The organism is Thermogutta sp. (assembly GCF_039793925.1).
In the GTDB taxonomy this organism is placed as follows: Bacteria; Planctomycetota; Planctomycetia; order Pirellulales; family Thermoguttaceae; genus Thermogutta.
On sequence record NZ_JBAMME010000226.1, the window covers coordinates 16,148 to 42,637 of the forward strand.

The following is a 26,490-nucleotide window of genomic DNA, read 5'->3' on the forward strand; positions in this document are numbered from 1 at the left end:
GTCATCGATTATTACAAACAGCGCTACGGCGACGACCAGGCGCAGCAGAACCCACAAACTCCCAGCACCGGATCAACCTCGACCACCCAGAGTCAGGCCCAGCAGGTCACGGTGCTGCGGATCGGCCCCAATGTGCCCGTGCCGGGATTCGGTCCGCCCAGTACAACTACAGCCTCCACTACTCCGACCGTTCCGGGCTTCGGACTTCCAACCAGCGCCACCACCACTTCCGGAGCTGTCCAGAACAGCGGAGGAGCCCCGGCATCGGCGTCGCAAGGTCAAAGTCGAGGGGAAAGCGGGCTGGGCCTGCCTCCGCCACCCCCACTGGATGAAAGAATTCGTCGATACGCGGAAAGTCTTGTGCGCCAGTACGACGAAAACCATAGCGGCAAGTTGGAAAAAGACGAGTGGGCGAAAATGCGGGGAAGCGATTGGGCCAAGGCCGACCAGGACGGGAACGGTGAACTAACGCTCGAAGAAATTGGCCGGCACCTCGCCGGGGAATCAGGTGCAAGTTCGTCTCAGAGCGGCCAGCCGACCGCCTCGCAGGTATCGAGCCGCGCGGGCAAACGATTTATCCAGAGGTTGCCTTGGGAACGGCTGCCCACAGATCTCCCATCCTGGTTCAAAGAGCGTGATAAGGACAAAGACGGCCAGATCTTCATGGCCGAGTTTACAGATAAATGGACATCCGACAAACTCCGCGAATTCCAAAAATACGATCTCAATGGAGATGGGGTTATCACCCCACAAGAATGCCTGAAAGCAAAGTGATCTTGATAGGCCTGGCCTGCGTTGTGTTATCGGCGGGTTCAGTCAATCGCAGTTCCCGCATCGCGTGACGGCTTGCCACGGCAGTCGGACGAAGTCTTGTCATGACAAAGTGGACCAGTCCCGCGAAAGAGCGGGCGGTGCAAGGGTTGATCTCCCCGGGAGGTCACAGGCTCCCGGTTCGCCGGCCCCAGGGAATCTAACTACGACACGGTAGTAGTAGCAACCGTTTCTGAAGGAGTCGTGAGGGGCATGTATTCCTCCAGTTGCGGGAACTCGCTGAGATCCTTGGCAATTGCGCTACGGAGAAAAGAATCCACCCACCAGAAAATATCCTGCTTGCGCATGGACTGCCGCAGTTTTTTCATCCGCCGTTTGCGTTCCGTGATCGGCATCGTACATGCTTGATGAATCGCGGAGGCAACCTGCTGCACATGGAACGGGTTCACAAGGATAGCCCCATTTTGAAGTTGAGAAGCTGCCCCGGCGAATTCACTCAGGATCAACACACCGTCATTATCCACGTTTGTCACGCAGTATTCTTTGGCGATCAGGTTCATGCCATCTTTGAGCGGTGTGATAAGCGCCACATCTGCAGCGCGGTAATACCCCAGGAGTTCGTCGGGAGCAAGGGACCGGAAGATGTAATGGATGGGAACCCAACCCGGTTTCGTGAACTCGCCGTTGATGGCCCCCACAAGCCGTTCAATCTGTGCTCGCAACCGCCGGTACTGCGGGACGCCGGTCCTGCTCGGCACCACAACCTGGATGAGCGTCGTCTTACCGACCAGGTCGGGATACGCCCGCAATGCTTCACGGAAGGCCTGCAGCCGGTGAGGAATCCCCTTGGTGTAGTCGAGCCGGTCGACTCCCAGCAAGATTTTGCATTCAGCCAGTGTCTTACGCACTCCATCCCTGACTGTCAGGACTTCTTTGGAGCTTGCCCGGCGAACGAAAGAACGGTAGTCAATGGAGATGGGAAAATCTCCAATACGCACAAATCAGCCATTCACCTGCCCCACAACCACGCGTCCACGCCCGTGCCATTTCACGTCGGGCATTAGGGCTCGGAGGCAATCCAGTAAATTTCGTCGGTCGCGGGCTGTCTGCACTCCTAGGAGGTCAAACTGCAAAAGGGCGTTCAGAATCTCCAACCGCCAGGGAATCTTGAGAAAGACATCCAGCGGTGGAAACGCAATGTGGAGGAAGAAAGCCACGTAACTGTTCACCCCCAAAGCACGCAACTCCTCGGCTACCAGCATGAGCTGATAATCATGGACCCAGACGAAATGATCTGGCTGAGATTCTGCGGCAATGGCCTCCGCGTACTTGCGATTGACCTGCTGGTAGGCGCGCCAATAAGCCGGATCGAAATTCACTAGCGTAGGGAATTCATGGAACAAGGGCCAAATGACTTCGTTGGAAAATCCCTCGTAGAAAAGTCGCTGTTCCCGCCGGGACAATCCAACCGGTGCGATCCGGTAGCCCAGGTCGCGGCCTGCTCGCTCAAGGAGCTCACCAAGGTTGGGCGGCGCCTTTTCCTGGGGCACGCCCGGCCAGCCAATCCACACGCCCCCCGGTTTCTCAACACAAGGGCCAGCGCCGTCACCAGCCCACCGCTCCCACGATCGAGAAGCCAGTTCCCGTTTCGCTCGCGAGTCAGTTTGAGAGGCAACCGATTGGAAACGATGAGCAGCCGTTGACCTTTTTATTGGCCGTCATGATCTTCTCCTTTCCTCGCAGCGTTCAGCCAGCAACGAAGAAATTCGTAGACCTCGGCTTCATTTTCCAGACGAACATCCGCGTATGTCGCTCGCGGAAGGGGGCTGACGAGCACACTCAGTCCCGCCTCCCCTAAGGCCCGAAAGGCATGCTCATCGGTTCGATCATCTCCCAGAAAAGCTATCGCAGTTCTCCGATCACCCAGTTCCTGAAGAACACCCCGCACCGCATCCCCCTTTGTCGGTCCCGGTACCTGGAGTTCCATTCCAAGGTGAAAAGCTTTTCTTTCCAGCAGGCCAGCAGGATCGCGCCGCCGAACGAGGTCTTCAACTGTCTGTTGCAACCGTTCCACTTCCTGGTCGGGCAGGCCCCGAAAATGGACTGCGAGGCAGCCCACTTTGCGTTCCATGCGCACGTGCGGCCATCCCCGAGCCAGCTCTGTGTTAATAGCGTCGAGGAGTTGGTCGGCTCTCGGATCGGGTTTCCACACCCACCGTCGGCCGTCCGGAAAAAGCCGCTCACGTCCATGACTCCCCCAAATTTCAGCCCCCGAGAGAGGAAGAAGGATCCTCAGATCCTCAGCGAGCCGTCCGGTTACCACAATCACTCGCGTTCCTTCCCGCTGGATGTCCCCCAAGAGTGCAGACACCCAGGGATAGGGAACGGCCTTGCGCGGATCTTCACAAAAAGGTGCTAACGTCCCGTCGTAATCACAAAGCAGAATCCCATCGGCCCCCTGTGCCAATGAATCGACAATCGCTGGCAATTTGTCGGGTTTTTTCAGGATCTCCATTGAGTCATGTCAATCCTTTCGATTTCCCGACGCAGTAGCGCCACCATCAACGTCAGGTGATCCCGCGCCAAACGAGTCATGAGGAAATTTTCTCGCACGTATTTTCGCCCTTTCTCACCCATTCGCTGGGCCTGATCAGGGCGTTCCAAGAGATACCGGATTCGCATGGCGGCTCCCTCCGGAGAACTCACCAAGAAGCCGGTGTGATGGTTGATCACCTGCAGTCGAATTCCCCCTGCGTTCCCACCGATCACCGGCTTGCCTTTCCAGAGCGCTTCTGTCACCGTTAGCCCAAAGCCCTCCCTGGTGGACTTCTGAAGAGAACAATAGTGGCCAGACGCTGGATGGCGTTAATGATGCGATGGGCGTCAGTGGGAAGTTCCAGAACGTGGATGTTGGGATCGCCGGCCGCAGCCGCACGAACTTCCGCAAGGACCATCCCTCCCTCGGGGTCGTCGGTAGCTCCGCCTCCCGCCAACACAAGCTGAACGGAGGGAAAAAATCGCTTGGTAATCTGGTACGCGCGGATGACACCAAGGGGATCCTTGAAGCGATCAAATCGCGAGACCTGAACAAGCAAGGGACGAGTCCTGTCCAAGTTGAAATCGCTTGCCACGGCGTCGATGAACTCTTCCGAAAGATCGCAGTTTTTCCCGCTGAATGGGTCGATCGCTGGAGCGATCAGATATTGAGGGTGGGGAAGTGCCCGCGCAAAGTCCGGCAGGGAGAAGATGCTCGCATCGTAAGCTGTAAGGAACTGCCGCAGATACCTCCACACGATTCGGTCTGGATGACTGGCGTCGATGTGACACCGCCAAATCCATTTCCCTTTGCGATCAGGAAAGTGTCGAATGAGCGCAGCGGGCTGGGGATCATGGATAAAAACTACGTCCGCTTCTTTGAGCACCGGGGCCAGTCGCTCCGCATTTTCCGCATTGACCTGTTCGTAAATCGCCAAATCTTGCTCGCTGGGCCGATCGACGGCACCCTGCAGACAGTTATGAAATTTTTTCGTGCACGTGAAAAACGCCGGATTCCCCTCGATAACATGCCATTCCGCGTCCAAACCAAGTTCACGGAGCAGAGGAACCAATTGATTGAGAATCTCGGCGACTCCCCCGCCCACTCTTGTTGAGTTGACATGGACAACCTTCATGCCTTTGAGCGGCTCAGCTAACTGTCGTAACTGGGCCACCGCATCGGCACCAGCAACCTCTGCGTAGCGTTCCAGGAGCTCCGTCATGCCTTAGAAAACTTTGGAATGCCTCAACGAGTTGGGAACGCAGGTCAGTCAAACTTCCGAAGTAAGGATCAATTTCCGCCAGCGCGTGCCTTAAGGGGTCATATTCCTCTCCCAGCCCTGTCAGCCAGGCCGAGAAGTCGTCACAGCACACTGGCGATCGCCGTCTGGCATCGATCACGTGGTAAAACACCGAACCCGGTGAAAGCTCCGGCAGCAAAGCTGCCAGATCTTCGACGGTCTCCGCCCTGCGTCCCGTGTCAAAAACCACAATCTGAGCGCGGAGGAAATAAAACGGTCGCGTGGCTGGGATCCACGCCAGCCATTCTTTTTGTTCGATCCTTTGCTCGATCAGCTCGATGATTTCGCTTCGGAGAAACTCAAGGTCGCTGTAGTCAGCGGGATCGATGATCGCCAGCAGCTCAGCCAAAACTTCGTCTCTGATTTCCCGATAAATCCAAACCGCAAAGTCGTTTTTGAACTCCGGGTCATCGAATCGCGGCTGAAGTAGGGCGCCCTAGAAATGATGATAGATGCACTCCGTCGGGGCCATCGCCAGCGCCGCTTTAAACTCGCTGAGATTGCTCGCTCTGAGCCCCGTTGACAGGGGAATCAGCGCGCAGTCTTTGAGAATAAACGTCATTCTCCTCTTCTCCTTCTTCAGTTCCCCTCACAGCCCTGCCGACACGCCAGATCGGTCTCTGTTTGGTGCACCCAATAGACGCGCCTTCTCGGTGCCAACATCGATCCTTCCGCCGGTTCACAGGGCAACCATCACTCGGCAACCCACCGGCGGCTTTGATGACACATTTTCACGTCGGGCTCTAGACCGACCACCCAATGCTATCTGGGAATGATCTGAATAGACGATATGAGGCCTAATTTGTGCACCGCGAGCCCAGAATGATATCCCTCTTTTGGTAAACTGTTCTCTGGTTTCTTGTTTTTTAGCACCATGCGCGAGGGAGTCAACCCTACCGAACGTGCCTGCCCTGATCTCCTGTCCGCCTGTGGTGAATGGACGTCAGCCGCGCCGCAAGGTAAATTGGACGGTTTGCGTGGCCAATCTATAGTCCATGGGAACGGCAATCTCGAACAACATCCGTACTCACAGGGAGTCCGCGTCGCAACCGTTCGGAGGAAGCAGACATATGAACATGGATGCACTTGTAGCGCTGTGCAAACGGAGGGGCTTTCTTTTCCAATCCAGCGAAATTTACGGGGGGCTTAACGGTTTCTGGGACTACGGCCCGCTGGGCGTCGAGCTCAAACGAAATATTCGCGAAGCGTGGTGGTACGACAACGTCACATCCCATAACGAACTCGTCGTGCCCCCAGGTGCTCCCTCGGCGTTTCAAATGGTAGGCATCGATTCCACGATCATCATGCACCCTCAGGTGTGGAAATGCTCCGGCCATTACGACCTCTTTCACGATTACATGGTCGATTGTCGGGAAACCAAGAAGCGCTACCGGTATGACCAGGTCCAGGGACGTTGGGTGGAATACAATGGCCAGCGAATTTTCGTGGCGACCGAAGCTGTCGGTGAAGAAGCCGTGGCCGACGTGGAACACAAAGCCCTTCGTTTTTTCAATCTGCGGACCAAGGAGGCCGACCGTCTTGTCTGGCACTCGCCGCTTGTGTCACTCACTACGGTAGAAGATTTTTCGCAGGTGCTGGCCCCGGACGCCAAAACCCTGGGTACACTCACGCCTCCTCGGGAATTCAATCTGATGTTTAAAACGTATGTCGGCGCTTTAAGCGGGGAGGAAAACGTCGCTTTTCTTCGCCCCGAAACGGCACAGGGCATTTTTGTAAATTTCAAAAACGTGCTCGACAGCACGCGGGTGAAAATCCCATTCGGAATCGCTCAAATGGGCAAGAGCTTTCGGAACGAAATCACGCCCAGGTATTTCACATTCCGATCGCGGGAGTTCGAACAGATGGAAATTGAGTTTTTCTGCCGACCGGAAACATCCCGGGCCTGGTACGAGTACTGGCGGCAGCGACGATTCAACTGGTACATCAGCCTCGGTCTCGCCAGCGAACGCTTGCGCCTGCGGGATCACTCACCGGACGAATTAAGTCACTACTCCTGCGGTACCGCTGACGTGGAGTACGCTTTTCCGTTCCTGGCTCCGGGGGACTTCGGTGAGCTGGAGGGCATCGCCCACCGGGGAGATTTCGATCTCCGCAGTCACATGGAGGGAAAACTCATCCGAAAGGGAAACGAATTGGTCTTGGAACTCGGACCGGACGGTCAGCCGAAATATCGGGGCAGTGGGAAAGACCTTACCTATTTCGATGAAGAAACTCGGGAAAGATTCATTCCCCATGTGATTGAGCCATCAGCCGGAGCAGACCGGGCAGCCTTGGCCTTCCTGTGTGAGGCGTACGCCGAAGACATGGTGCCAGACGAGAAAGGGGTCCCCACAAAACGGGTGGTATTGCGCCTCCACCCTAGACTGGCCCCTATCAAAGTTGCCGTGTTCCCACTGGTAAAGAAAGACGGCATGCCAGAAATCGCTCAGCGCATCTACGCGGATCTGAAGCCGCATTTCAACTGCTTTTACGACGAAAAAGGGGCTGTCGGGAGACGCTATCGCCGTCAGGACGAGATCGGAACGCCGTACTGCATCACCGTCGACAGCCAAACTCTTCAGGATGATACCGTAACTGTAAGGGACCGCGATACCCTCCGACAGTGGAGAATCAAAGTTGATGACTGCGTGGAAGTCATTCGTGGTCTGATCAGAGGTACGTACACGGTCCCGGACTGACCCGATGAATAGCTGAATGCTTAAAGGGAGAGGAGGCCGCTACGACTTTACAAGGGCCACCTCCTTCCCAACAAACGGGTGGATCCGGCACCAATTTTTTCACAGACATTCTTGACTCCCTAATCGGCAACTCTTGCGCGGTCGGTTCTTACCCCGTCGCATGTCTAGGGGTCTGAACGCAGGGAGTTTTTCTCGGCCTAGTCGAGAGACGCCGAGTCTTTCGGTGCATCCGGTGCCCCTGGCGCCATTAGCTATTTGGAGGAAATGACAACTAGATTTGTTCTCAATTTAGGTAGCTTTTACAAAAAGGTATAAGATGCGCAGCTCTAGCCTAATCGGCCTTCTCGCGGTTGTGTTGACAGTTACGACGGTGCTTGCCGGTGTTTCGGCACAACCTATTGAGCCGTTTGACAGCGACCAAGAGTTCAGCGTCCGCAATCGGATTGACGAACTGATGGTGGCGAAGTGGAAGGAGCAGGGCATCACGCCAGCCTTCATCTGTTCAGATGCGGTTTTTCTCAGGAGAGTATACCTCGACCTAATCGGTACGTTGCCCACGGAAGACGAAGCCAAGAAGTTTCTGGAAGATAGCGACCCGCAAAAGAGAGAAAAGTTGATTGACGAGTTGCTCAATCGGCCGGAGTACGCCGATTACTGGACCATGCGATGGGGAGACGTTCTCCGGATTAAGGCAGAATTCCCCATCAACCTATGGCCCAACGCTGTGCAAGCCTATAATCGGTGGCTCTATTCGTCCTTGGCCCGAAATAAACCCTACGATCAGTTTGTGCGGGAGCTTCTCACCTCTAGCGGCAGCAACTTTCGTGTGGGACCTGTCAATTTTTATCGGGCAACTCAAGACCGAAGTCCCAAAGGTATTGCCCAGGCAGTCGCACTCACTTTCATGGGCGTTCGGGCAGACCAATGGCCGGAGGAAAAACTCAAAGGGATGGCAGCCTTTTTCTCGCAGATCAGCTTTAAATCCACTATGGAATGGAAGGAAGAGATCGTAAGCTGGGATCCGTACCACGCAAACACCGCAACGCAGCCACCCCCTCCCCAGGAAGCGGTGTTTCCCGATGGGGTTAAGATTCAACTGCCGGCGGATCGTGATCCCCGCCAGGTGTTTGCCGACTGGCTGATCTCGCCGAAAAACCCGTGGTTTGCCAAGAATGTTGTCAACCGAATTTGGTATTGGCTGTTCGGTCGGGGAATCATCCACGAGCCGGATGATATCCGTGACGACAATCCTGCCGTGGCGCCCGAGGTCCTCTCTTATCTCGAGTCGGAGTTGGTTCGTTCGGGCTGGGATCTCAAGCACATTTACCGTCTCATTTGCAATTCGGGCACGTATCAGTTGTCATGCATTGCAAGAAGCCGAAATCCCAAGGCAGGGATGTATTTTGCATACTATCCGACGCGCCGGCTCGACGCTGAGGTGCTCATTGATGCTATTTGCCAGATTACAGGCACCAGTGAAGAGTACTGGAGCATGGTGCCCGAGCCCTACACGATCATTTCTCAGGGAGAGCGGGCAGTTCGCTTGGGGGACGCCAGCATTACAAGTGCTTTTTTGGAGCTTTTTGGTCGGCCACCCCGCGATGTGGGACTCATCTCGGAGCGTGCGAACCGTATGACAGCCTCGCAGCGTTTGCATCTTCTCAATTCCAGCCATATCCTGACGAAAATTGAACAGGGCCCGGGTTTGGAATGGGCCCGTAACTCTTATACCAATCCCCGCCAAACGGTCACTCGACTTTATCTCACGATTCTCTCGCGATACCCAACCGAAAAGGAATGGGAAATCCTCAAACAAACCACCGCTAAATCGTCGCGGCTTTCGCGGGAAATGGTGATTGATCTTATTTGGGCCTTGATGAACAGTACGGAGTTTTTGTACCGACACTGAAATGGAGGGAGGTTCACTCATGAGTGATATCGCCAACACACATGTGGTCCTTAATGCGGAAGGGCATCAAGTTTCAGCGCGATTGACTCGCCGTGCTGCGCTCAAGCGGGGAATATTTGGTGCGCTGGCCCTTTACCTCGGCCGCGCGGGAGTCGTCCCGCGTCATGTCTGGGCTTTTGATCCGACTCTTCCGGCCACGAAGCCTGCAAAAGCGAAAGCCGTGATTCAGATTTGGATGTGGGGCGGTCCACCACATTTGGACACGTTTGATCCGAAACCGGAGGCGGGCAGCGATTACTGCGGACCATTTACAAGCCCCATCGAAACGAACGTGAGTGGCATTCGGATCAACGAGCTGCTCACGGAACTGGCTAAAATTGCGGATAAGTACAGCCTCATCCGCAGCATGACGCACGGCGTCAATGCGCATGAAACGGCGTCCTATCTTGTGCAAACCGGACGCATGCCGGGAGATCGGATCGTCTATCCCGCCGTAGGGGCAGTGGTGGCCTACTTCAAGGGACAGCCGCCTGAATACGACGGTTTGATCCCCCCGTATATCGTGCTGACCGAACCGCAGGGTCGCTTCTCTGAGGCGGGATTTTTAGGGCCGCGGTTTAAGCCGTTCGCCACGGGTGGAGATCCGGCACGAACTCCCTTCACAGTCGAAGGGATCGTATCTCCCGGGGTGACGGTGGCGCGCCAAAAAAGTCGCCGGGAACTTCTGCAAAACCTGGACCTTCTGCGCCAAGCTATGGGAGACGATCCCCAAATTCAGGAAGTCAAACAGGCCGAAGAGCAGGCCTACGATCTCATTCTGGGTACAAGTGGCAAGGCATTCGACCCAAGCGAGGAACCTCAGGCGGTACGCGAGAAATATGGGATGACCACCTTTGGTCAATCCTGTTTGGTGGCTCGGCGACTAGTAGAACGCGGTGTCCGTTATATTACGATCAACTACAAAGGTTGGGATACCCACAAAGAGAACTTCGTGGTCATGCGGCGTAAACTGCCCGAATTCGACCGCGGCCTCGCTTCCCTCATTCAGGACCTTGCCGATCGCGGCCTGCTCGATTCGACCATCGTGTGGTGCTGCGGAGAGTTCGGTCGTACGCCAAAGATCGCGTGGGAGGCTCCCTGGAACGGCGGTCGGCACCACTACGGGCCGGCCTTCTCCGCTCTTGTGGCAGGCGGCGGGTTCAAGGGTGGTCATGTGGTCGGGACCACTGACAAGAACGGCTCGGAAGTCAAAGAGCGACCTGTGCACCCAACCGACTTGATCGCTAGCATGTATGAGCTCTTGGGAATTGATCCCGGAACCACCATCCGTCATCCCCAGGGATACATGGTCCGCCTAATCCCCGAGCCGGGGAATGGTGTGACATCGGGCGGCCTGTTGACGGAAATCATGTAACCGTAGATCTGCGGTGCTTCGTCCGCGGCGCTGAGCGAGGACGCTGATCAAGCAGATCAGCGTTCGGGTATCGGCAAATTTCCTTGTCCCTCAGCGGGAGTGAACCTTATGAAGTGCATGAAGGCCTACTTCAAACCGACACCCTCCGGACTGTTTCAATTATCCCACCAAAAATCCGTGTGGGGAGCGATCAGACTTGCTGGTGTCATCACGGTGATAGCGGGCATGTTCTGGTCCGCGACCGCGGGGGCACAGCAGATGAGAGCGCGGCGCGAGCCCCACATCGGATATGCTTATCCGGCAGGCGCCCAGTCCGGGACTAGTGTGCAAATCGTCGTAGGGGGCCAGTATTTAGACGGCGTAACGGACGTCTTAATCGGACCGCTTTCACCTGAGATATCGGGCACAGAATCTCCCCAAGCGACGTTTGTCAGATTGACCAAACCGCTCACAAACAAACAGGCCAATGATCTTGCTCAAAAACTGCGGGAGATCCAAGAGAAGGTTCGGCGCGAAATGCGACAACGGCGGGCAGGTTTCAACATGGTGGCCTTCCGCCAGCTTCTTGTCAAATTCGCGGCAGAAGAAGGCATCACGGAAGAAATGTTGAAGGCCTTGGAGGAATACAGGAAGTACCGGAACGATCCCAAACGCCAGTTCAATCCGCAGATTGCGGAACGAGCAACCCTGCAGGTGTCTCTTTCACCGAACGTCCAACCCGGCTGGTATGTCCTGCGTCTAAAGACAGCCAATGGGATTTCCGATCCGGTGCGTTTCCACGTCACTCCTTGGAAGGAAGTTCTGGAAAGTGAGCCGAATGACAAAGAATCACCCACCGTCGTCAACGAAGAGATGCCCGTGGTGCTCAATGGTCAGATCCAACCGGGGGATGTGGATCATTTTCGCATTCGGGCTAAAAAAGGACAGCGTCTGGTGGTGGCGGTTCTGGCTCGGGAGTTGATCCCCTACCTCGCGGACGCCGTTCCCGGCTGGTTTCAGGCAACTCTGCGGATTCTGGATTCCTCGGGACGTGAAGTGGCCTATGTCGACGATTTCTGGTTTCATCCAGATCCCGTTCTGGCATTTGATGTTCCTGCCGACGGCGACTACACCATCGAAATAAAGGACGCCATCTATCGCGGACGGGATGACTTTGTTTATCGCATTGTGGTAGGGGAAGTCCCCTACGTGACCGGCGTTTTCCCGGTTGGTGGGCGGATCGGCGAGGATATCACGCTCCAGCTCATGGGCTGGAATCTGCCCGAGAAACAGCTTTTCCTGCGGCGTCTTAAAGGCCAGCCGGGGGTCGGGTCACTGCCGCTTCCCGCCTGGGCACGCTGGGCCCACTCAGTTCAATTCGCGCTGTCCGACTGGCCGGAGGCGATGGAACACGAACCCAACGATACTCCCCAATCTGCGGAAAAGATTTCGATCGGCACAGTGATCAATGCGCGGATGGACCGGCCCGGCGACCAGGACGTCTTCCGGTTTACCGGTACCAAGGGACAAAAAGTGGTCGCGGAGGTGATCGGCCGCCGTGTTTTCTCACCTGTTGACTCGCTGCTTCGGATTCTCGATGAGCAGGGCAACGTGGTGGCAGTCAATGATGATTTCGAAGATAGAAGCGTGGGTCTCCTGACGCACCACGCCGATTCGTACCTGGAAGTAACACTCCCCCACGATGGCATGTATTTTGTCGAGGTCACCGATATGCAGCATCAGGGCGGTGAGGCATTCGCCTATCGCCTCCGCCTCAGTGTGCCACGGCCGGACTTTGAACTCCGCGTGGTTCCATCGGTTATCAATGCTTCTCCGGGAATGGTGGTACCAATCGACGTTTATGCCGTACGTCGGGATGGGTTTGATCAGGGCATTGAGCTATTCGTCACGAAAGGTGCTGAAGGGACGCGCCTCAGCGGAGGGTGGATACCTCCTGATACCGACCATGTTGTCGCAACGTTGACGGTCCCACGCAATGCGGAATCCGGATTGGTGGAAATCGAGATAGCCGGTAAGGCCAAGGTGAATGGGCGGGAAATTGTCCGCACAGCAGTCCCTGCGGACGATATGATGCAGGCCTTCTATTACCATCACCTGGTCCCTGCCGAAAGATTCGCCGTCAATCTGACTGGCCGTCGGCGTTACTCCGTGCCGTGGACTTTCGAGACCAGGGACACCGTGCGAATACCGGCGGGCGGCGAAGCAGAGTTCCGACTTCCTCCTGGCAGCGCCTGGTTCCCCGAAAATATAACACTTCAGTTAACATCCGCCCCAGAAGGAATCACGCTAGCGAAGGTGGATCGCAGACAATCGGGATATGTGCTCGTTTTTCAAGCCGACAAGGAAAAAGTCAAACCGGGCACGCGGGGCAACTTGCTGCTGGGGATGTTCACGCAAAACAGGCCACAAGGCACTGCTCCCAGCACTACCCGAAATCAACAGTTCTTCGCTGGATGGCTGCCAGCTCTTCCATTCGAGGTGGTGTCGCAGTAAGATAGGGTGCCTCGTGTCTCCGTCACCGGCCGCGAATACTCGATTTCCGAGTGGCGAAATTCACCACCTTTGGCTCTAGAAACACGAGGGCGATGATGCATTCGCTATTAGCCACGATTCGGTGCCGTACCATCAAGCAGCAGATCATTTTGGGGCTAGCACTTGCCCTTTGTGGGGTCTGGATCTCGCTTGGGGGGAAAACCCAGGCTGAAGATGTACAAAACGCCAACCGGCCCCACATCGTGCTGATCCTGGCGGACGATCTGGGTTACGGGGACCTGTCGTGCCTCAACCCGGAGTCAAAAATCCCCACGCCGCGGATCGATCAGTTGGCCCGAGAAGGCATGATCTTTACCGATGCCCATACGCCGTCTTCCGTTTGCACGCCCACGCGCTATGGATTACTCACCGGAAGGTATGCCTGGAGAACTCGTCTCCAGCGCGGGGTCCTGCTTGGGTTCGATCGGCCGCTTATCGAACCAAACCGAGTCACTCTGGCCTCGCTGCTCAGATCCCGGGGGTATCGAACTGCCTGCATCGGAAAATGGCACCTCGGTCTGGGCTGGCAGTCGCCAACCAGCCAACCGGTAACAGACCACGACGGCACCACAGACGATCCTGGGGTTGACTATTCGAAGCCTCTGACCGAAGGCCCTCTATCGGCGGGATTCGACTACTTTTTCGGCATTGCCGCCTCCCTGGACATGGCGCCTTACTGCTACATCGAAAACGATCACGTGATCCAACCGCCGACCGAGGAGACTCAGGGGCAGGCGTTTCCCTTTAACTGGCGACCAGGGAAGAAGGCCAAAGATTTTGACCACGAGCAGGTACTCCCCGCGCTGACGGAGAAGGCGATAACCTGGTTGCGGGATTGCCGTCGCGAGTCACCGCACCAACCAGTTTTCTTGTATTTTGCCCTAACGGCTCCTCATACACCGGTTCTACCACTTCCCGAATATCAAGGCAGGAGCAGGGCAGGGGAGTACGGCGACTTTGTCGTCCAGGTGGATGACTGCGTCGGGAAGGTTCTCGACGCCCTCGATAACCTTGGAATGCGCCAAAACACCCTCGTCATCGTAACAAGTGACAACGGATCTACCATGACGATCCGTCCGTTTTTCCAAAAGTTCAATCATGCCACAAACTATCATTTTCGGGGCCAAAAGTCGGATGTCTGGGAAGGTGGGCACCGCGTGCCGTTCGTTGTGCGCTGGCCGGGCCACGTTCCGCCAGGATCTCAATGCTCGAAAACGATTTGCCTCACCGACTGTCTGGCCACGTTCGCAGAGTTAATGGGCACATCGCTGCCAGAGCACACCGGCGAAGACAGCGTGAGCTTCCTCAAACTTCTAACAAACCCTGAGGCGTCGTGGGAACGACCGCCTGTGGTCATGCACTCCGCCAATGGCTACTTTGCCATTCGCGAGGGCGACTGGAAACTCCTCCTCTGTCGAGGCTCGGGAGGCTGGTCGTTACCGGAGAATAAGGTGCCCACGGGCGCACCTCCCGCCCAACTTTATAATCTCCGTGAAGATATTGGGGAACAGAATAATCTTTTCAACGAATATCCCAATATCGTCGCACGCCTCAGCAAACTTTTGGAGAATATTCGCGAGAGTGGCCGCTCTCGGTAAACGGTGGAAGTTCTGGCATGTTGGAGCGGCGCTGACTAAAAAGCCCGCAGGGCTTTTCGGGCGGCAAGGGGGTGAGCGCGGCGCTCAGATTTTCTTCGAAAGTTCGCCCAGCTTGCGTCGGAGAAATCGCGCCCTTTCGATGTTCCTGTCAGCGCTATCGAGCTCGCTCCCGGCTAACTTTTGCAAATGAGCCGGTTGGGTGAAAAGGAATAGCTCATTAAGAAGCTGGATGGGAACTTCCTGAATGAGTCCCAGATGGATTCCCATGCGGACACTCGACAGCAAGTGGAGCGTCTCCTCGGCGGAAATTGTTTGGGCAGTCTTGAGAATCCCGTACGCACGACTCACGCGATCATGGAGATTTTCGTGCCCTTCGGCCAGAAGGAATTCTCTTGCCTTTCTTTCTGCGGCAACAACGGCGGGAACGACCTGGGCCATCTTGTTGATGAGTTCTTCTTCACTCCTTCCCAGGGTGACCTGGTTGCTGACCTGGTAAAAATCCCCCATTGCCTGAGAGCCTTCTCCGTAAAGTCCCCGGACGACCAGCTCTAACTTCTCGAGGCTGCGAAGGGTCTGGTCCATTTGCCGGGTGATCACAGAGGCAGGAAGGTGGAGCATTACACTCACCCGCATCCCCGTCCCCACATTCGTAGGGCATGCCGTTAAGAAACCCCATTCTTCATCACATGCAAACACCAAATGTTGGTCGAGGTAGTCATCCCATTGCCTGATCAGTTCCCATGTGGGCTCCAGCTGAAAACCGCTTTGCACGGCCTGGAGCCGGAGGTGATCCTCCTCGTTGATCATGAGGCTGAAACGCTCTGCCCGATCGATAAACACCCCGCGCGGTCCCTGTCCCTCAGCGAGATCCCGGCTAATCAACTGTCGCTCCACCAAGAAATGGCGGTCCAATTGCGACAGTGTGTCCACATCCACGTAGAACACCTGGTCGCGAAAAGGGCTGTTGTTGACGACCTCCTTCACGCGGTCCAAGATCTGTCGGCGATCGGCTTCGGTGGCGATGCTCGTAAATGGAAAATCCGCGAGGTTCCGTGCCAATCGAATGCGCGTGGATATGACAATATCGTTTTCCGGTCCCTCACCGCGAAGCCATTCGCCACAACCATGCATCAGATCGTCGAGTGTCGAGATCATAGATTGCTATTCTTTCACAAAACGAATTTTTCCCACCAGTAAGGCAACCCCTTCATTCTTCTCCCAGGGTCATAATTCCGATTTTTGCAGTCCACGTTGGAAGGACTTCCGATCGGGAACCGAAAAGGCCCACCATATGGTTTCTTTCCCCATGGCCAATCACGAAAAAAGTACTTGGGGTCCTAGACAACTTCTGTCTCAATGCGACGGATTTCATCGCGGATTTGCGAGGCTCGCTCATATTCCTCGGCCTCTACGGCTTCACGCATCTCTCGCCGCAGGCGGATCAGCTCCGTGCGGCGTGCAGCGACTTCCGGAGGTTTGGATGAGCGTTTGCCTTTATGCCGCGTTTCTCCATGGATATTGGCCAGAAGAAATTCCAACTGTTCACGGAAGGCCTTGTAGTCGTACGGACAACCTAAACGCCCCTGGCTTCGGAATTTGTAGAAACTGATTCCGCAATAGGGACAGGTCTGTTGATCAGCCCGCTTCATTTCTTCGGCCGCCTGTCCCACCGCCATGTGTTTGGCGTAATGCTGAGCCACCTGCTCTGCCACTTGCGTCATTTCGACTGTGGCCTTGCTTCCTCCCGATAAATACTCGTGCGCGTGCTGCTCGCACAAGTGCACCTCAACCGGGGTTGGCCCCGTCAACTCCGTGATATGGTAGGTCGCCGGTCGATCGCAGCGTTGGCACTTCATACAAAGAATCCTCTTTTGAAGATTACAGAGCGGGACACCCGCAATATCCACCTCATACGACGGGTCTCGCCCACATCAAACTCGTCATCGCGGGTAGCGGGCCCGCTTCTCACGCCTGAGGATGGGCAACTCACATGCGGTTTAGGCGATTCAACTTGGATTCTAACACCCTTGGCCACCATGTCAACATTGCTTGGGATGCCTCTTTGAGCTGAATATTTTGCTTCATAGGAGAGTAACCAGTTTCCTAACGCCACACCGTACCCAATTGTCTGGCACAGCGTTCCAAGCCGCCTTGGCAAAAGCGTCACTTTTTGCTAAAGAACTACAATCCTGATAGTGGCCTGTTGTTGCTTCCACCATCATGCCTGTTTTTACCCGTTATGTTACCTCCGAATTGCTCAAGATCTTCGGGGCCGCCCTGACGGTCCTGACGTTGCTGCTTGCGCTTGGAATTGGTGCCCGAGAGGGCATCAGCCGCGGCTTGCCTCCTATCTTAATTGTTCGCATGTTGCCTTATCTGTTGCCCGAAATTCTGGGAATCACAATCCCGATCGCGGTCCTCCTCTCGGTAAGTCAAGTTCTGGGACGGATGTCGGGAGCTAACGAGATCGTCGCCCTCCGTGCCCTGGGGCTCTCCCCGATTCACGCCGTTCGGCCCACCATTGTGTTTGCGTTTTTTGTCAGTTTGTTTACTGTTTGGATGTATGATGTGGCGGCGACGTGGGGACGCCCCGGAGCGCGGCGGGTTGTCGTGGAGTCGGTGGAACAGATTGCCTACAGCATGCTGCGGACACGACGCAGTTACACATCCCCGAAGTTCTCCATTGTGGTCAAAGACGTACAGGGGAAAACCTTGATTAATCCCCTCATCACCATTCAGACCCAGCCCGACATGCCGGCCATCGTGCTGTCAGCCGAGGAAGCCGAACTCACGACAGATCGTCAGGCGGGCGGGCTTATCATCACCTGTCGCAAACCGGAGGCCAGAATCGAGAACTCGGCGGTGGTGCGGGCGTCCGATATCTACTCCCAGCTCATTCCCTTCGACAGGCCCATCGAACCGCTCCATCGGGACTGGCTCGCCACGTGGCAGATTCCGGAAGCGGTGAAAACACTGGAAAAGGACGCCCACCAACTGGTAATGCTGCTCCGCCATGCCGAAGCCACAGACGAACAGAAAAAGACTTGGCGGTATCAACTGGAACAACTGGAAATCCAGATCCGCAAGCTCAAAACGGAACCGTACCGCCGGTGGGCGAATGGATTCAGCAGCCTGTGTTTCGTGCTCCTCGGTTGCCCCCTTGCCATGTACTGCCGCAGTGAAAACTTCCTCGGGATATTCTTTTTGTCGTTTTTGCCAATTGTCGTCATTTACTACCCATTACTGATGCTCGCTAACGGACTGACGTCTTCGGGGGCCATCCCACCGCCGGGGTTCTGGCTTGCTAATCTCGGAATAGCTCTTCCGGGCAGTGTCCTTTTGTATCTTTATTGTGAAACCTGATGACCTCTCGAGCGCCGCGTTATCATCCCACTCAGATTCCTTAACCTCCGGTCACGTCGTTTTCCGAATCCGCTCCCACGGCGATGGCAAACGCGGTGGCATGGCTTCGGCAATGCGAAATGGAAATCCAAACCCGCTTCACACCCAATTTGTCTGCCACCTTTTTGGCACCGTCTCGGAGTATCACCTCGGGCCGACCACCAGGCCGATTGAGAATCTCAACATCCAGCCAACTGATCCCTTTCACCCAACCCGTCCCCAGCGCCTTCAAAACGGCCTCTTTGGCCGCCCACCGTCCAGTAAAGTGCTGCACAGATTGTCGGCGACTCTGGCAATAAGCGATTTCAGCCGGTGTGTACACCCGCTGCAAAAACACCTCCCCGTGCCTTTCAATCATTCGGGCAATTCGGAGGCATTCGGTAATATCAGTGCCAACCCCCAACACCCTCATCGTCGGCGATTATCGAACTTTGCGCTTCCAGCAATAACCGTAATTGATTCACCAAAACTCTTGACCGTCTGCCGACAGCGAACGCCAATCGGTGTCGGTACAGCCTGGGGAATTACCCTTACCCTAAAAACAGCCAGGTTGCGAGCGTCCGAAAAAACCAAAAATCACAAAGCCACCGATCGCGGCAAGTTCTTTCCATTCGAAATGCAACGGCCGCTCGTCCAGCATCCTGCGCGTCCTTGGACCAACAGAATTATCACGCATACTTGATGCCACAAGCTGCCTGGGCCCGAGCCAGGACCTCCGCCGCCTTTTTACGGGCCATCGCGGCACCGTCCCCCAGGACTTCTCGAACAAACTGTGGCTTCGCTTCCAATTCTTTGCGATACTCACGAGCCTCCGCAAAATATTTTTCGGCCGCATCGGCCAGAGCCTGCTTGACTTCTCCGTAGCCGAATCCGCCCGCGCGGTAGCGTGCCGCCATTGCTTCGCGTTCTTTTTCCCCCACAAATAACGAGTAGAGCTGGAAAAGGTGATCTGTTTCTGGGTCTTTTGGTTCATGTATGGGCCGCGAGTCCGTGACAATTCTCATGATGGTTTTGCGAACCACCTTGGGATCATCAAAAATGCCTATTGTGTTGTTGTAACTTTTGGACATTTTTTCACCATCCGTCCCTGGAACCCGGGCTGCCTTTTCCATGATTTTGGCGCGGGGCATCACAAAGACTTCGCCGTAAAGATGGTTGAAGCTTCCCGCAATATCCCGACACACCTCAATATGCTGAATTTGGTCTTCACCGACCGGGACGGTGTCCGCGTCGTAGGCCAGGATGTCCGCTGCCATCAACACCGGATAAGTGAACAACCCGGCATCGGCTGGGAGCCCCTTGGCCTTCTTGTCCTTGTATGCGTGACACCGCTCCAGAAGTCCCATTGGCGTGCAGGTCATGAGCAACCAGCAAAGCTGGGAAACTTCCGGAACGTCGGACTGAACAAACAGCGTGGCCCGGTCTGGATTAATTCCCAAAGCCAGTAAGTCGATCGCAGCATCAATGGTGTTTCGCCGCAGAACCTCAGGATCACGCACTGTTGTGAGTGCGTGCAGATTTGCGATGAAATAGTACGAGGCATCCGCCTGGTCCTGCAGCTCGACATATTGCTTAATGGCACCGAAATAATTCCCCCAATGAAATCGACCGGTGGGTTGAATGCCAGAAACGACAATCATATCTCTAAACCTATCCTTCTCCGCGTGTATCAATCTATTCGCGGTGACACAACTCCCTGTACTGCCCGGGCAACTTTACCAGCACGCCTCCTCTTCATCATTTTCACCGGCACCAGCTTGGATAAAAAGCCCGGAGCCCGCGCGTGTAGAAAACCCCGGTCCCCCCAAGGTCGGGATAAGCCACTAAGACCCGATTTCACATGACACGCTCGAGCCCACAAAAGTGCCCACGATCTCGCGCAAAGAACGCGCCCCTAACTCCTTCAGCGCCCGGGGAAGCGCATCCAGAATCTCCCAGGCCGCAGTTGGACGGTAGAATGAAGCCGTACCCACCTGAATCGCGCTGGCACCGACCACGAAAAACTCCATAGCATCGTCCACCGTCGTGATTCCACCTGCAGCTACTACCGGAATGCTGACTGCCTGCGCTACCTGGTACACTATCCGCAACGCGATCGGCTTAATCGCCGGACCACTCAACCCGCCGAACACCTGCCCCAACCGCGAACGTCGGCGACGCCAATCCACGGACATACCCAATAGCGTATTGACGGCTGTGATGGCTGACGCTCCTGCCGCCTCAGCCGCCTTGGCTACCGCCGTCGCATCGGTCACATTCGGGGTCAGTTTGGCGAAGATGGGCCCGTCGTAAACTCGCCTCACCTTTCCCACCACCGCCGCACACCGGGCCGGATCGGTAGCAAAATCAATTCCTCCCGCCACGTTCGGGCAGGAAAGGTTCAATTCGATCGCCTTAACCCCTTCCAGTTTACTGATAGCCCGGGCAAGCTCCACGAATTCTTCGTCGGTCTTCCCCGCAATGCTGACAATCACTGGACATGTGAGGGAGGCCAACCCACGCCATAATCGGGTGCAAAATCCTTCGAGGCCCTCGTTGTCTAAGCCAATTGAGTTTAAGAGCCCGGCTGCCGTTTCTACGGTTCGTGGCGGGGCATTTCCTATTCTGGGGGATAAGGTGACCGTCTTTGGTATGATAGCGCCGAGACGATTCAGGTCAGCAAATGCGTAACAGTCGACGGCGTTTCCGAAGGTGCCCGAGGCCAGCATGACTGGATTTTCTAGCCTCAAGCCATCTATTTCGAGACTGAGGTCCGGTTCCATCAGTGTTGCACTCAAGTCCAGGCGAAGGAAAAAATACGCGACGGCGTGCCATCCGGGCCGGCAGAGCGGCAGAGATCGCCACCGATCTTTCTAATCTATTCCACCGCGGACAAGCAAACAACACGGGTAAGTTTGACACGGCGGCTCGAGAGAACATAAACCCTACGCGGGACCGGCTGTTAACCGAGGCGGAAATTGCCTGCCGATCTCGGCGTCGTTCTCAAAGTTGAGCGGTTTTCTCAGCTTAATGTCCCCCATCCCGGTTTACCTCGTCTGATGTAGCTTCCAAGGCGAGTCTACAGGTGGCAGACTGGAAAAGCAAAAAGCGACAGGACCAATTTCGTCAGCCGGTCCCGTCGCCTTCGCTGTGTACCATACAAGACAGAATGCGCTATCAATTAGTTCACACCCACTTGGGCGTTGTCTGCGATTCCCGACCCACCGGGCGCCCTCGATTCCTGTTCACTGTCACGGCGGGGCGTGCCACTTGTGGAAATTCTGTGTGTGGTCCGACTGCAGTGCCCTCCGTACGTCTCTCCGGCACAAGCCAGCGGCTGAAAGCCAATCGCTTATTCGGCGTTTTGTGTCGATCGCAATCGGGTCAGATAATGCCGCCATGAGTGCGGTACGGAGTCATATGATCGGGATGATCCAGCATCCATGCCCGCTCCCATTCATCCAAAAGCAAGCGCAGATTCTCGGACGTGTAGATCAACTGCTGGACTCTCCGATCCGGGTCAGCCGAGTAAATCGGCACAACACACCCGACGGCCATCGTCAGCAAAAGGCAGGAAATCACAGCGAGAACGAACTTTTGCATATGGGGCACTCCGTTGCACCAAAATCCCGATTTGGTCTTTTGAGGACCCTGGTCGCCGTTGATTTCTCTCTATCTTGCGCCGTTTGCAATTTTCGAGAGACAAATCCAACCGGCACGTTTCAAGAATCCCAATCGAAGCTGCCGATCTTGCTCATTTCAACGATACATTCGCTCAGAGTGGCCCGGTGAGGTCAAGTTCAAGCCTTCGGAACACCGTCCTTAGTCCCGGATTTGAGCTTTTTGGACATCGCTTCGAGTCGTTTTCTCAACTCCTTGCCGGGTTTAAATCGGACCACAAATCTTTCTGGAACTCGAATCTCCGTTTTCTTTTTGGGGTTCATTGCTCGCCGCGACTTTCGCAGCTTGATCTTGAAGACCCCAAAGTTTCGCAGCTCAATTTTGTGTTCAGTGGTCAGGATATCGATGATGGCGTCGAACGTCCGTTGAACAACCTCTCGCGTCTGCGACTGAGGGAGTCCTAGTTCCTCCGCAATCTGTCGCACGATGTCTCGCTTTGTCACAATTGGCTCCTCCGATCAACCTCGGTCGAATCGTTTCGACACTGTTCCGCGTTCCTACCGACCAGTTGTAACATTAGGTTAGAGCGAAACTAGTGTCAAGTCCCCGACTCTTCCGAAGCTAATCCCTACCCGTCCCGGGAGCACTCTTGGTTGGTTTTCAACAGCTTCTTCCGACACTCTCAGGCCGAAAATGCCAACGCTCTCGGCATCGCATCTGAAGTCGCATAACACAGCGTGGTGAATGCTCACAACCATTATCGGCGGAAACTTCGGAAAACTCCAACCAGATTGAAAATTCTGAACGACTGTCATCGGGCAGCGCCGACGGAGTGTGGTTATTCCACTTCTGCTAGGCTATCGCGACGGGAGAAGGGCAGTGGGGACTCCTTCACACCCAACATGGCGCGCAGAACCCCGGACGCGAGTCAGAGAGTTTTCGCGGGTCTCTCCCAAGCGGTTCAAAGCAAAAAATTGCCTATGTTATCAGCACACCGCCCACCGACCGGTTAGCTTTAAATGTCGATGAGCCGGGCCAGTTGCTCAATTTCTTCCTGGGAATAGACCCGTCCCCGGCCACAGCCCGGACAGGTGCGGCACACCTTCTCCCAGTCCCGCTCGGTGCGTAATTGAGAAGGCCAAAATGGAAAGGAGCGACATTGCCGCGGGCGAACTTCATACACAAGACACCGCCGGCTGTAGAGGTCCAGAAAAACACAGTCTCCATTTGGACGTTCGACAAGACTCTTCTCACCGCTGGGCAATAACCGGACAAACTGCGTTTCGAATTCCTGGATCTCCATCCTCAGCCGCTCGGCTAAAGCTCCAATTTCTTCCTCCGTCACATACACATAACCCGGCTGACCGGAACAACAATAGCCACATCCCGTGCATTCAAAACGCAGCCCGGCAGCGTACCACGGTCTCGGAGAGGTCCGTCGTACGGAAATTCGCCTGGTGTTCGTGCTGGTATCCTTCCTCATCTTAATTCCTGGAGAACTCCAAAGACTTGCACTCTACTGTTCTGCCAAAGTGCGCTCCCGGCTCGGTCGAAGCAAAGCGTCTTTCCCGCCTGGCCAGAGCCCATAGGCTAAAGCCAGAATCTTGAGCGGGTGGAGCGTCGGTTTGGCCGTGGCCTGCTCCATGTGAATACGGCAGGTGCTGCACTCCGTGACTCCGGCCTCTACCTCCGGGTCCCGTATCGCGTTCAGAAGCGACCAACCGACACGAAGACTGGTTCGGTAATGGGCATGCTTCAGGCCATAGGTTCCAGCCATACCTGAACATCCGTCCGGTCCCATCACGACGTGAAGATCAGGGACAAGTTCGAGAAGTTGACGTCCAGGCTGTCCGACACCCAGTGCCCGAAGGCGACAGGGCCAGTGATACATCAACCTGAGCGGCAGCCCTCGGAAGTCCAACCGCAATTTGCCCGCTTCATAAAGCCGGTACAAATAATCGCAGGCGTCAAACGTGTGAGCGGCCACGAGCCGCGCGTCCTCGTCATCGAGGACCTGGGGATATTCCCGAGTCAGGCTGAGGGCCGCCGCCGGCTCTGCGGTCACCACATCGTACCCCTGACGAACGGCTTCCACCAATACCGCCACGTTTCGACGTGCCACCCGCCTGGCATAATCGGCATCTCCCGAGGTGAGCGCTGCCGTTCCGGCAGTTCGCTGCTCGAGAGGGACGTAAACCCCAATTCCATTATGCTCAAACACCGCAACCAAAGCCTCAGCCAAGCGGTGATCGAACCAATTTGCAAACACATCCACAAAGTAGGCGACCCTGGGCTTGGCATCGCGCACCGGTCGATGGAGCCGGCGTCTGGCTGCGATTCGCAGAAAACTTGTTTTTTGCAGACGGGGCAATTTGCGTGCGTGGGCAATACCGGCAACCTTTTCCAGGAGCCACCGAAATTGCTTATTTTGCAACGCCCAATTTATAAACGGTGCAGCCCGGGCGCCCCATGCCGCCAATGTCTCCACACGATTGAGTAGCCAGTCCGAAAATGGAAGGCCATGGGCAGCAGTATTCGCCGTTTTGGCTTCCAGCATCAGATAAGGCACATCCACCTGTGCGGGGCATTCCACCCGACACATGTGGCAATGCACACATAGGTCGGCAATTGCGCGAAAGGTATCTTCCGTAATGGTCTCGAGCGGTAATTCTCCCGTTAAGACAGCCTTAACGAGAGTGACCTTGGCCCGTGGCGACGCCTCTTCGAATGGTTGGGAGCGAAAAAGCGGACACATCCGCAGAGCAGGGCGCTGCGTACGGCAATGGCCGCATGCCGTGCATTGAGCCACCACGGACGCCACCGCTGCGGGATGCCAGTCGAGCTGTGAAACAAGAATGTCCGGCAGACGCTCATCCGACTGGTTGCCCTCGGGTGAAAGATTCGAATCATCCGTTTTCACCGCGCTCCCATGCGCTGATGCCGTCCGCCCGTTTGTAAGCTGGGGGTCTCGAAGCCCTACCTCAGCTTCGGTACAGGAGGTCGGAGTGGTTTCTACGGTCGGTTCTCGGTTGCGAGTGTTCGTCTCATCAACGGCGTCCTCCGAACCCGCAGTGCCTGTGCCGGAAGCGGAAAGAGCAATCCAATCGGCTCCGACATGACGGCCCAGATACTGCCACCATTCACGTGTGTGGGAATCCACCACGATTTTTCCCGGGTTCAGAAGCCCCAGGGGATCAAATATTTTTTTGAGCTCCACAAGGAGCGAGTATTCCGGTCCCCATTGGCGGGCCAGATAGGCGCTGCGACTCAGCCCACATCCACGCCCGAGGCCCACGCCCCCGCCACAGTTGAGAACATGTTCATACACTGCATCGCAGATCGCTCTTATTCGCTCGGGATTGCTAAGTTCCGATTCCTGCAGAAACGGCTGAAGGTAAATCTGACCCTGACTGACCTGACAGTAGACAGCGGCAGAGACTTCCAGTTTGTTGAGCAGGTGTTGCAGGGCGAAAACGCACGCGCCAAGCTGCTCAGGTGGAACGGCCACATCGTCCGCCACCGGCAACGGCCGAGATTTACGTGACCCGAGTTGGGGGATGGGTTGTGGAATTCTTGCCAGCTTCCACAGAAAATTGATTTCTGATTCGTCAGTTGTTGTCTGCGCAGAAAACTCCAATCGCTTCCGCGTCCGCAGATTCTCAATTAAGCCATGAAGTTCCTGATGGGCCTCCTCCACATCCCATCCCTCCATTTCGATCAATACCGCCGCCTCGACGCTCTCGGGAATCAGGTGTCCAAACCAGGACTCCGCCTCACGAGCAAGGCCCAGGTGACGGCGGTCCATGACGTCGCAGGCCAGCGGGCGAAAGTTTAATATTTCAAGCGCAGCATCAAACGCGGGTTCCAGCTCGGGAAAGAGCAAAAGGCCCACCGCCCTGCCGGGTAGCGCGGGGACGGTCTCCAAAGTCGCCTCGACCATTACCGCGAGTGTCCCCTCCGATCCGGCCAGTAGCTTCGGCATGTTGAGTTTGCCATCTGCAAGAACGCCTTCTAACCGGTACCCGGAGCGGAGCCTCGGCCGTCCTTGCTTCGTCCGGTTCTGCTCGTAGTTACGAAGCAACTGGGCAACTTGGAGCACGAGACGACTTTTCGGGGCTAACGTCGGCGACGCTGCATGCTCTGTAAGAGATTCCTGGCCAAAATGGACGCGGGTGCCGTCGGCAAGACACACGGTCATTTCGCGTACATAATCACCCAGCAGGCCATATTTGAGAGATCGACTTGTCCAGGTTCCCCGAGCGATAGCACCGCCTATAGTGGTTACCTCCGAATTGAACGGTTCTGGCGCCACTTTCCTGCCCAAGCTTTTGAGGTGGCGCTGCAGGCGTTCGAACACCACCCCGGGCTGGACGCGCACGAATTGGCCACGCTCTTCGACAGAGATCAGCCGACGCATGTAAGCCGAAAAATCGAGCACGACGCCGGGCCCCAGGCACTCGCCCGCCATCCCTGTGCCTGCGCCCCGCGCGTGGACCGGGATGCGGTGTTCGGCGCAGTACTGGAGGCACGCCGACACATCGGATGTCGATTGGGGCCGAACGACGACCAGGGGGCGAATATGAAAGATACTGGCATCCCGGGCAAACAATTCCAAGAGAACAGGCTCCGCCAGGACCCTTCCTTTCACCAACCCGGAAAGGTCCTCGTACACGCGGACCCGCTGTTGCTCCCAGGTATCGATCGCCATACCATGACCACCGGAGAAGCG

The 26,490-nt window shown here is 55.9% G+C and carries 19 protein-coding genes and 2 pseudogenes; 7 read left to right on the forward strand and 14 right to left on the reverse strand.

The genetic code is table 11. The features are described 5' to 3' along the window. Positions 1-774 (forward strand): EF-hand domain-containing protein (locus ABJK56_RS09585; protein ID WP_347244445.1); only part of this gene is annotated, 774 nt, incomplete at its 5' end. Positions 775-974: 200 nt separating this feature from the next. On the opposite strand, the pseudogene ABJK56_RS09590 reads toward ABJK56_RS09585, so the two are convergent. From ABJK56_RS09590 to ABJK56_RS09610, 5 genes and pseudogenes are all read right to left on the reverse strand, one after another. Then, positions 975-2,483: pseudogene (locus tag ABJK56_RS09590) on the reverse strand (trehalose-6-phosphate synthase). Beyond that, positions 2,480-3,286, reverse strand: a complete 807-nt coding sequence (otsB, locus tag ABJK56_RS09595; protein ID WP_347244446.1) for a trehalose-phosphatase — start codon at positions 3,284-3,286, stop codon at positions 2,480-2,482. The pseudogene ABJK56_RS09590 and the gene otsB overlap by 4 nt, the downstream one beginning before the upstream one ends. Continuing rightward, on the reverse strand, positions 3,274-3,570 hold the full coding sequence (locus tag ABJK56_RS09600; protein ID WP_347244447.1) for a glycosyltransferase: 297 nt from the start codon (positions 3,568-3,570) through the stop codon (positions 3,274-3,276). Before ABJK56_RS09600 ends, otsB begins: the two co-directional genes overlap by 13 nt. Before the next feature lie 2 nt (positions 3,571-3,572). Continuing rightward, positions 3,573-4,529: a hypothetical protein gene (locus ABJK56_RS09605; protein ID WP_347244448.1), complete on the reverse strand. Its 957-nt coding sequence runs from the start codon at positions 4,527-4,529 to the stop codon at positions 3,573-3,575. After that, positions 4,456-5,169: pseudogene (locus tag ABJK56_RS09610) on the reverse strand (DUF5752 family protein). Before ABJK56_RS09610 ends, ABJK56_RS09605 begins: the two are co-directional and overlap by 74 nt. Before the next feature lie 514 nt (positions 5,170-5,683). Here ABJK56_RS09610 and ABJK56_RS09615 point away from each other — a divergent pair. The 5 genes from ABJK56_RS09615 (at position 5,684) to ABJK56_RS09635 (ending at position 14,759) form a co-directional block, all read left to right on the forward strand. Continuing rightward, complete coding sequence (locus tag ABJK56_RS09615) at positions 5,684-7,306, forward strand: glycine--tRNA ligase (protein ID WP_347244516.1); 1,623 nt, start codon at positions 5,684-5,686, stop codon at positions 7,304-7,306. A 316-nt stretch (positions 7,307-7,622) separates the two neighbouring features. Further along, the gene (locus ABJK56_RS09620; RefSeq protein WP_347244449.1) at positions 7,623-9,215 is read left to right on the forward strand and encodes a DUF1549 and DUF1553 domain-containing protein; all 1,593 of its coding nucleotides are present in this window, start codon (positions 7,623-7,625) and stop codon (positions 9,213-9,215) included. Between the two features lie 19 nt (positions 9,216-9,234). Then, positions 9,235-10,629: a DUF1501 domain-containing protein gene (locus ABJK56_RS09625; protein WP_347244450.1), complete on the forward strand. Its 1,395-nt coding sequence runs from the start codon at positions 9,235-9,237 to the stop codon at positions 10,627-10,629. A gap of 108 nt (positions 10,630-10,737) precedes the next feature. Continuing rightward, positions 10,738-13,122: a PPC domain-containing protein gene (locus ABJK56_RS09630; protein WP_347244451.1), complete on the forward strand. Its 2,385-nt coding sequence runs from the start codon at positions 10,738-10,740 to the stop codon at positions 13,120-13,122. Positions 13,123-13,217: 95 nt separating this feature from the next. After that, positions 13,218-14,759: an arylsulfatase gene (locus tag ABJK56_RS09635; RefSeq protein ID WP_347244452.1), complete on the forward strand. Its 1,542-nt coding sequence runs from the start codon at positions 13,218-13,220 to the stop codon at positions 14,757-14,759. Between the two features lie 84 nt (positions 14,760-14,843). Here ABJK56_RS09635 and ABJK56_RS09640 read toward each other — a convergent pair whose 3' ends face one another. Together ABJK56_RS09640 and ABJK56_RS09645 are read right to left on the reverse strand one after the other, a co-directional pair. Next, entirely contained in the window at positions 14,844-15,914 is a 1,071-nt protein-coding gene (locus ABJK56_RS09640) for a protein arginine kinase (RefSeq protein WP_347244453.1), read from the reverse strand. A 182-nt stretch (positions 15,915-16,096) separates the two neighbouring features. Then, positions 16,097-16,615: a UvrB/UvrC motif-containing protein gene (locus tag ABJK56_RS09645; protein ID WP_347244454.1), complete on the reverse strand. Its 519-nt coding sequence runs from the start codon at positions 16,613-16,615 to the stop codon at positions 16,097-16,099. A 364-nt stretch (positions 16,616-16,979) separates the two neighbouring features. On the opposite strand from ABJK56_RS09645, the gene ABJK56_RS09650 reads away from it, so the two are divergent. Then, positions 16,980-18,122 carry an LptF/LptG family permease gene (locus tag ABJK56_RS09650; protein WP_347244455.1) on the forward strand — a complete coding sequence of 381 codons (1,143 nt, stop codon included), beginning with the start codon at positions 16,980-16,982 and terminating at the stop codon, positions 18,120-18,122. 40 nt (positions 18,123-18,162) lie between these two features. On the opposite strand, the gene acpS is transcribed toward ABJK56_RS09650, so the two are convergent. The 7 genes from acpS to ABJK56_RS09685 form a co-directional block, all read right to left on the reverse strand. Continuing rightward, positions 18,163-18,573, reverse strand: a complete 411-nt coding sequence (acpS, locus tag ABJK56_RS09655) for a holo-ACP synthase (protein WP_347244456.1) — start codon at positions 18,571-18,573, stop codon at positions 18,163-18,165. Between the two features lie 256 nt (positions 18,574-18,829). Continuing rightward, the gene (trpS, locus tag ABJK56_RS09660; protein ID WP_347244457.1) at positions 18,830-19,801 is read right to left on the reverse strand and encodes a tryptophan--tRNA ligase; all 972 of its coding nucleotides are present in this window, start codon (positions 19,799-19,801) and stop codon (positions 18,830-18,832) included. A 183-nt stretch (positions 19,802-19,984) separates the two neighbouring features. Then, positions 19,985-20,923, reverse strand: coding sequence for a dihydroorotate dehydrogenase (locus ABJK56_RS09665; RefSeq protein WP_347244458.1), 939 nt, complete (start codon positions 20,921-20,923; stop codon positions 19,985-19,987). A 601-nt stretch (positions 20,924-21,524) separates the two neighbouring features. After that, positions 21,525-21,743 carry a hypothetical protein gene (locus ABJK56_RS09670; protein ID WP_347244459.1) on the reverse strand — a complete coding sequence of 73 codons (219 nt, stop codon included), beginning with the start codon at positions 21,741-21,743 and terminating at the stop codon, positions 21,525-21,527. A gap of 197 nt (positions 21,744-21,940) precedes the next feature. Next, positions 21,941-22,264: an HU family DNA-binding protein gene (locus ABJK56_RS09675; RefSeq protein ID WP_347244460.1), complete on the reverse strand. Its 324-nt coding sequence runs from the start codon at positions 22,262-22,264 to the stop codon at positions 21,941-21,943. Between the two features lie 512 nt (positions 22,265-22,776). Further along, entirely contained in the window at positions 22,777-23,244 is a 468-nt protein-coding gene (locus ABJK56_RS09680; protein ID WP_347244461.1) for a YkgJ family cysteine cluster protein, read from the reverse strand. Between the two features lie 33 nt (positions 23,245-23,277). Next, positions 23,278-26,469, reverse strand: coding sequence for an FAD-binding protein (locus ABJK56_RS09685; RefSeq protein WP_347244462.1), 3,192 nt, complete (start codon positions 26,467-26,469; stop codon positions 23,278-23,280). Positions 26,470-26,490 lie beyond the last annotated feature (21 nt).